The following is a 6870-nucleotide window of genomic DNA, read 5'->3' on the forward strand; positions in this document are numbered from 1 at the left end:
GGCGGCGATTGCCCCCTCCACCATGCTTCGCATGGTCCCCCTCCCCCGATGGGGGAGGAATGTCTAACCGCTGCCCCCGTCATCCTTCTCGACCAGACTGACTCCACCAATGCGGAGGCCCGGCGACGGGCCGAAGCCGGCGAGACCGGCCCGCTGTGGATCGCCGCGCGCCGCCAGACCGCGGGGCGCGGCCGTCGCGGTCGCGCTTGGGAAGGCGAGATGGGCAATCTGTTCAGCACCCTGCTGACCACCACCCGCAAGCCGCCGGCCGAGGCGGCTCAGGTGACCTTCATCGCTGCCCTCGCCGTGGCCGACCTGCTGGACCGCTATGCGCCTCCGTCGGTCGTGACGATCAAATGGCCCAATGACGTGATGCTGGCCGGGACCAAGACCTGCGGGATCCTGGTCGAGTCCGGCGTCCATGCGAACGGCGGCCTGTGGCTGGCCGTCGGCATCGGCGTGAACCTCGCCGAGGCCCCCGAGGGCACCGAGCGCCCCGCCACCGCCCTGTCTCACCATCTGTCGGCCGACCACGTCGCCCCGCCGACGGTCGAGCGGGCGGCGGAAGAGCTGGCCGAGGCCTTCGACATCTGGCTGGAACGCTGGGAGACGCTGGGCTTCCAGCCCATCCTCGACGCCTGGGCCGCGCGCACCCCGGGGCTGGACGGTCCTGCCGTCGCCCGGCTGGGTCACGAGACGCTTGAGGGCCGGGCCGAGGGCGTCGCGCCGGACGGGGCGTTGAAACTGAGGCTGGCCGACGGAAGCCTGAGGCTGATTTCCGCCGGGGATGTCTTCTTTGGCGAAGCGCGATGATCCATCACTACTCCACACCCGTCATCCTCGGGTTTGACCCGAGGATCGGATGCAGGGACGAGCTGTGCGTCCGCCCGTCCGCACAGGCGGGCGAAACGTCCGGCCCTCGGGTCAAGCCCGAGGGTGACGACTGCGGGAGAGGGGACCGCTGATGCTGCTGGCGATCGAGCAGGGCAACACCAATACGCTGTTCGCGGTGCATGACGGCGCGGACTGGATCGCGCAGTGGCGCACCGCGACCGAGAGCACCCGCACGGCCGATGAGTACGCCGTCTGGCTGAGCCAGCTGCTGACCATGCGCGGACTGGAGCTGAAGGCGCTGGACGGCTGCATCATCTCGTCCGTGGTGCCGCAGTCGATCTTCAACCTGCGCAACCTGTCGCGCCGCTATCTGTCGGTCGAGCCGCTGGTGATCGGCGACCCCGAGGTCCGGCTGGGCGCGACGGCGCGGATCCTGAAGCCCAGCGAGGCGGGCGCGGACCGGCTGGTCAACGCGCTGGGCGCCCACCTGATGTATCCCGGCGACCTGATCGTAATCGACAGCGGCACGGCCACGACCTTCGACGTCATCGCCGCCGACGGCGCCTTCGAGGGCGGCATCATCGCCCCGGGCGTGAACCTCAGCCTGCAGGCCCTGCACGAGGCCGCCGCAATGTTGCCCCGCATCGCCATCCAGAAGCCGGACAAGGTGATCGGCAAGGACACCGTCTCGAACATGCAATCCGGCGTGTTCTGGGGCTACATCGCCCTGATCGAGGGGCTGGTGGCCCGCATCAAGGCCGAGTGGGGCAAGCCCATGACCGTCATCGGCACGGGGGGCGTGGTCTCCCTGTTCGAGGGCGCCACCGACAGCATCGACCGGTTCGATCCGGACCTGACCATCCGCGGCTTGCTGGAGATCTGGCGGCGGAACAGCCATCTGAAGGCGTAATGAGCAAATCCAAAGACAACGAACTCGTCTTCCTGCCGCTGGGCGGGTCCAACGAGATCGGCATGAACCTGAACGCCTACGGCTACGGCCCGGCGGACAATCGTCAGTGGGTGGTCGTCGACGTCGGCGTGACCTTCGGCGACAACTCGACGCCCGGCGTGGACGTGATCGTGCCCGATCCGACCTATCTCGAGGGCGAGGACATCCTCGGCATCGTGCTGACCCATGCGCACGAGGACCACATCGGCGCGCTGGGCTGGCTGTGGCCGCGCATCAAGGCGCCGCTGTACGCCACGCCGTTCACCGCCTTCCTGATCCGCGAGAAGCTGCGGGACGCCGGCCTGCTGGACCGCGTGACCCTCCACGAGGTGCCGCTGGGCGGGACTATCGATCTGGGACCGTTCCAGATCGAGATGGTGACCATCACCCACTCGATCGCCGAGCCGAACGGTCTGGCGATCAAGACGCCTCTGGGCACAGTGCTGCACACCGGCGACTGGAAGATCGACAACGACCCGATCGTGGGCGAGCGCACCGACGTAGACACCATCAAGCGCCTCGGCGACGAGGGCGTGCTGGCCATGGTCTGCGACTCGACCAACGTCTTCCAGGAAGGCGTGGCGGGCTCCGAAGGCGATGTGAAGACCGCGCTGGCCGAGTTGATCGGGGGGCTGAAGGGCAGGGTGGCGGTGGGCTGCTTCGCCTCGAACGTCGCCCGGATGGACAGCGTCATCCGCGCCGCCGAGGCGGCCGGGCGTCGCGTGGTGCTGGCCGGCCGCTCGATGCACCGCATCACCGCCGCCGCCAAGTCGGTCGGCATGCTGTCGGACCTGCAGCCCTTCCTGTCGGAAGAGCAGGCCAAGCATTGGCCCGCGGACGAGATCCTGTACCTGTGCACCGGCAGCCAAGGCGAAAGCCGCGCCGCCCTTTCGCGCGTCGCCGAGGGTAATCACCCCTTCATCAAGCTGGGGCCGGGCGACCACTGCATCTTCTCGTCGCGGGTCATCCCTGGCAACGAGCTGGCCATCGGCCGGCTGCAGGACACGCTGTCGGATCGCGGGGTGCGCATCTACACGGACAAGGACCATCCGGGCATCCACGTCTCGGGTCACCCGTGCCGTGAGGAACTGCGCGAGATGTACCGCTGGGCGCGGCCGAAGATCGCCGTGCCGACCCACGGCATGCGCCGTCACCTCGCCGAGCACGCCCAGCTGGCGAAGGACATGCAGGTGCCCGAGGCGGTCACCCCGCGCAACGGCGACATGGTGCGTCTGGCCCCTGGACCGGCGGCGATCATCGACGAGGTCCCCTCGGGCCGCCTGTTCGTCGATGGCGGCATGCTGGTCGAGGAGGCGGGCGAGGCCCTGCGCGAGCGTCGCCATGCGGCCTCCAACGGCGTCCTGATCGTCAGCTTCGCGATGGACAAGCGCGGCAAGATCGTCTCGGACATCGACGTCCGCGGCCTCGGCCTGCCCGGCGACGAGGACAGCCCGCTGGGCGACATCCTCGACACCTTGGCCGAGCGGGTCGAGCAGGTCGTGCGTGGTCTGAAGGGCGATGCGCTGGAGGACGAGATGGTGGTCGAACAGGCCGTCGCCCGCGCCCTCAAGAAGGCCAGCCAGTCGGTCTGGGATCGCCGTCCGATCGTCGAGACCATCATCCTGCGCCTGTAAGACTCAAGACGCTCACTCGCGTGTGAGTGTCTTGACTTGCGCTCATCGCCCGGCCCACCCTGCGCAAAATAGCGCCGCGGGGAGGAACCATGCGACTGCGCGACTTGGCCATCATGGCCGCGACAACGCTTGCGCTGGCCGGCTGCGGCGGAGGTCCGCGTGCGGATTTCTCCGCCAGCGCGGCCCCGCCGGCTCCGGACTATCGCCAGACCGCCGCCTGGCTGGCGTTTCCGGGCCGTGACGGGCTGGAGCGGTCGGTCCCGTCGGGCCTGACGGCGATAGACGAGGCGACTGCGCCGGCCGACGTCTTCTTCATCCACCCGACCACGACGACCGACCGGAACGTCTGGAACGCCCGCTGGGATGCCTCGGGCGAGGCCGCGCCGCTGAACGCGCCGGTGCTGCTGGCCCAGCTCAGCGTCTTCAACGGTTGCTGCCGCCTGTATGCCCCTCGCTACCGGCAGGCGACGCTGAGCGCGCTGGGCGAAGCGGAGGCCGTGGCGCTGGCCTATGGCGACATTGCCGCCGCCTTCCGCGTGTTCATCGCCGACCACAACGACGGCCGGCCCTTCATCGTCGCCTCGCACAGTCAGGGTACGATGCACGCCATCCGCCTGATGCAGGAGGAGGTGCTGGGCACACCTCTGCAGGGCCGGCTGGTCGCGGCGTATCTGATCGGCGGCTATGTCCCGGCGGACTTCGGCAAGGTCGGCCTGCCGGTCTGCGATAGCGCCAGTGAGACCGGCTGTGTCGTCAGCTGGAACGCCTCGAAGATCGGCAGCGCACTGTCGCGCATCATCATCAACGACAAGACCTACTGGTGGCGCGGGGCGATGAAGTCCGAGGGACAGGCCCCGGCTCTGTGCGTCAATCCTCTGACCTGGCGGGCAGGGAGCCACGACACGCCGACGCCCGCAGCCGACAACGCCGGCAGCCTGTCCTTCCCGCAGACGCCTTACCCGGAGGCCCGCACGACCCTGCCGGCGCTCGATCCCGGTCTGACCGGCGCACGCTGTCACGACGGCATGCTGGAGGTGTCCCTGCCGGACACGGCCGGAGCCGGGTACAGCGATCACCTGACCCGGCTGGCGGGCAGCTATCACCTGCAGGACTACGGCCTGTTCTACGCCTCGCTGCGCGAGAATGCCGTGGCGCGGACGGCAGCATGGAGAGAGGCGCAATGAGCGACGCGGTCGAGCCGGTCGGCATGGTCGACAGCCTGTCGGGGCAGGGCGGGAGACCAGACGACGAGGCTGTCGCCTTCGCCCGCGCCTACATGGCCGAGGGCGAGATGGATCCGGTCATCATCGCGAAGATCCGCGATCCCGAGCGCATGGCGCAGCGCGAGGCGCAGAAGCTGGCCCTGAAGGCCCGGGATTGGCCTGCTTTCAGTCACTATCGCGACGCCAACGCCGCGCGGGCGGGCCAGCGGACGGACGTGGTCTTCATCGGCGACTCCATCACCGAGATGTGGCGCATCGCCCAGCCGGACCTGTTCGAGGGCGTCGTCGTGAACCGGGGCATCAGCGGCCAGACCAGCCCGCAAATCCTGCTGCGCTTCATGCCCGACGTGATCGCCCTGAAGCCGAAGGTCGTCCACCTGATGTGCGGGGTGAACGACATCGCCGGCAACACCGGCCCGACGACGCCGGGCGACTACCGGAACAACATCCTCGCCATGCTCGATCTGGCCACGGCCCACGGCATTGAGGTCGTTCTGGCCCGGCTGACACCGATCAACGGCCTGCCTTGGTCGCCCGGCGTGGTCGACCCTCAGGCCCGGATCGTCGAGCTGAACGGCTGGCTGGCCTCGGTCGCGGCCGAGCGCGGGCTGGTTGAGGTGGACTACGGCCCGGCCCTCTCCGACGGGCAGGGCGGCATGGACATGGCCTACACCCGCGACGGCCTGCATCCGGGCGCGCAGGGCTATGCCGTGATGCGCCCGCTGGCCGAGGCGGCGATCGCGAAGGCGCTGGCCCACGTCGCCTGACTTTCCGTGCGAGGACTTTGAACCCGCGCGCCCCCTGCCTATAAGGAGCCGAATCCCCCGCGCCCAAGGTCTGTCCCATGCCCGACGTTTCGTCCGAGTTCCGCTACAAGCGCGTCCTGCTCAAGGTCTCGGGCGAGGTGCTGATGGGCGATCAGGGCTATGGCATCGACATGAAGACCGTGGCTGAGGTCGCCAAGGCCGTGGCTGACGTGGCCCGCGAGGGCGTCGAGATCTGCCTGGTCATCGGCGGCGGCAACATCTTCCGTGGCCTGTCGAAGGCGGCGGGCGACATGGACCGCGCCTCGGCCGACTACATGGGCATGCTGGCGACGGTGATGAACGCCCTCGCCATGCAGGCGGCGCTGGAGAAGATTGGCGTCCAGACCCGGGTGCAGAGCGCCCTGACCATGAACGCCGTGGCCGAGCCCTATGTGCGCCGCCGCGCCCTGCGCCATCTCGAGAAGGGCCGCGTGGTGATCTTCGCCGCCGGCGTGGGCGCCCCGTTCTTCACGACCGACTCGGGCGCCGCCCTGCGCGCCGCCGAAATGGGCTGCGACGCCCTGCTGAAGGGCACCAGCGTGGACGGCGTCTACACCGCCGACCCCAAGAAGGACGCGACCGCCACCCGCTACGACACCCTCAGCTACCACGACGTGCTGGCCAAGGATCTGAAGGTCATGGACGCCTCGGCCGTGGCCCTGATGCGTGACTCCGGCATTCCGATCGTGGTCTTCTCCATCCGCGAGGAAGGCTCGTTCCGCCGGACCCTGGCGGGCCAGGGCGCGTTCACCGTGATCAACACCGACGGCAAGGCCGCCTGACAACACCATAAGAAGACGAGAGAAACGACCATGGCGAAGCCCGATCTGAAGACCTACCGCGACCGCATGGACAAGGCGGTCGGCGCCCTGAAGGAAGAGTTCAACGGCCTGCGCACCGGCCGCGCCAACGCCGGCATCCTGGATCCGGTGCAGGTCGAGGCCTATGGCTCGACCTCACCGCTGAACGCCGTCGCCGCCATCAGCGTGCCGGAGCCGCGCATGATCTCGGTCAGCGTCTGGGACAAGGGCATGGTCGTGTCGGTCGAGAAGGCCATCCGCGCCGCCGGCCTGGGCCTGAACCCGATCGTGGACGGCCAGACCCTGCGCATCCCGGTTCCGCCGCTGACGGAAGAGCGCCGCAAGGACCTGGCCAAGCTGGCCGGCAAGTATAGCGAGCAGCAGAAGATCGCGGTGCGCAACGTCCGCCGCGACGCCAACGACGACCTGAAGAAGGCCGAGAAGGCCGGCGACATCAGCCAGGACGAACAGAAGAAGATGGAGACCGAGGTCCAGAAGGACACGGATGCGGCCATCAAGCGCATCGACGAGGCGCTGAAGGTCAAGGAAGTGGAAATCATGCAGGTCTGACGGCGATCTGCCGTTAGGATATCGGGACATGAGCGCCGTTTCTTCCAACGCCAG

The 6870-nt window shown here is 68.6% G+C and carries 7 protein-coding genes; all 7 read left to right on the plus strand.

All coding sequences use genetic code 11. From position 1 onward, the window contains the following. Nucleotides 1-48 precede the first annotated feature (48 nt). The gene (locus ABDZ95_RS13785; protein WP_343794655.1) at nucleotides 49-813 is read left to right on the plus strand and encodes a biotin--[acetyl-CoA-carboxylase] ligase; all 765 of its coding nucleotides are present in this window, start codon (nucleotides 49-51) and stop codon (nucleotides 811-813) included. A 148-nt stretch (nucleotides 814-961) separates the two neighbouring features. After that, nucleotides 962-1744, plus strand: a complete 783-nt coding sequence (locus ABDZ95_RS13790) for a type III pantothenate kinase (protein WP_343794656.1) — start codon at nucleotides 962-964, stop codon at nucleotides 1742-1744. Further along, nucleotides 1744-3417 carry a ribonuclease J gene (locus ABDZ95_RS13795; RefSeq protein ID WP_343794539.1) on the plus strand — a complete coding sequence of 558 codons (1674 nt, stop codon included), beginning with the start codon at nucleotides 1744-1746 and terminating at the stop codon, nucleotides 3415-3417. Before ABDZ95_RS13790 ends, ABDZ95_RS13795 begins: the two co-directional genes overlap by 1 nt. Nucleotides 3418-3506: 89 nt before the next feature. Further along, nucleotides 3507-4601 carry a DUF3089 domain-containing protein gene (locus tag ABDZ95_RS13800; protein WP_343794540.1) on the plus strand — a complete coding sequence of 365 codons (1095 nt, stop codon included), beginning with the start codon at nucleotides 3507-3509 and terminating at the stop codon, nucleotides 4599-4601. Continuing rightward, complete coding sequence (locus tag ABDZ95_RS13805) at nucleotides 4598-5407, plus strand: GDSL-type esterase/lipase family protein (protein ID WP_343794541.1); 810 nt, start codon at nucleotides 4598-4600, stop codon at nucleotides 5405-5407. The genes ABDZ95_RS13800 and ABDZ95_RS13805 overlap by 4 nt, the downstream gene beginning before the upstream one ends. 77 nt (nucleotides 5408-5484) lie before the next feature. After that, nucleotides 5485-6228, plus strand: a complete 744-nt coding sequence (pyrH, locus tag ABDZ95_RS13810) for a UMP kinase (protein ID WP_343794542.1) — start codon at nucleotides 5485-5487, stop codon at nucleotides 6226-6228. Nucleotides 6229-6258: 30 nt separating this feature from the next. Next, the gene (gene frr, locus ABDZ95_RS13815) at nucleotides 6259-6816 is read left to right on the plus strand and encodes a ribosome recycling factor (protein WP_343794543.1); all 558 of its coding nucleotides are present in this window, start codon (nucleotides 6259-6261) and stop codon (nucleotides 6814-6816) included. Nucleotides 6817-6870 lie beyond the last annotated feature (54 nt).

The sequence above is a fragment of the Brevundimonas kwangchunensis genome (assembly GCF_039523815.1).
Classification (GTDB): domain Bacteria; phylum Pseudomonadota; class Alphaproteobacteria; order Caulobacterales; family Caulobacteraceae; genus Brevundimonas; species Brevundimonas kwangchunensis.

Coding starts and splice junctions, on each gene's coding strand:
- ABDZ95_RS13785 (WP_343794655.1), top strand. CDS start 49: ATGGGGGAGGAATGTCTAACCGCTGCCCCCGTCATCCTTCTCGACCAG.
- ABDZ95_RS13795 (WP_343794539.1), top strand. CDS start 1,744: ATGAGCAAATCCAAAGACAACGAACTCGTCTTCCTGCCGCTGGGCGGG.
- ABDZ95_RS13800 (WP_343794540.1), top strand. CDS start 3,507: ATGCGACTGCGCGACTTGGCCATCATGGCCGCGACAACGCTTGCGCTG.
- ABDZ95_RS13805 (WP_343794541.1), top strand. CDS start 4,598: ATGAGCGACGCGGTCGAGCCGGTCGGCATGGTCGACAGCCTGTCGGGG.
- pyrH (WP_343794542.1), top strand. CDS start 5,485: ATGCCCGACGTTTCGTCCGAGTTCCGCTACAAGCGCGTCCTGCTCAAG.
- frr (WP_343794543.1), top strand. CDS start 6,259: ATGGCGAAGCCCGATCTGAAGACCTACCGCGACCGCATGGACAAGGCG.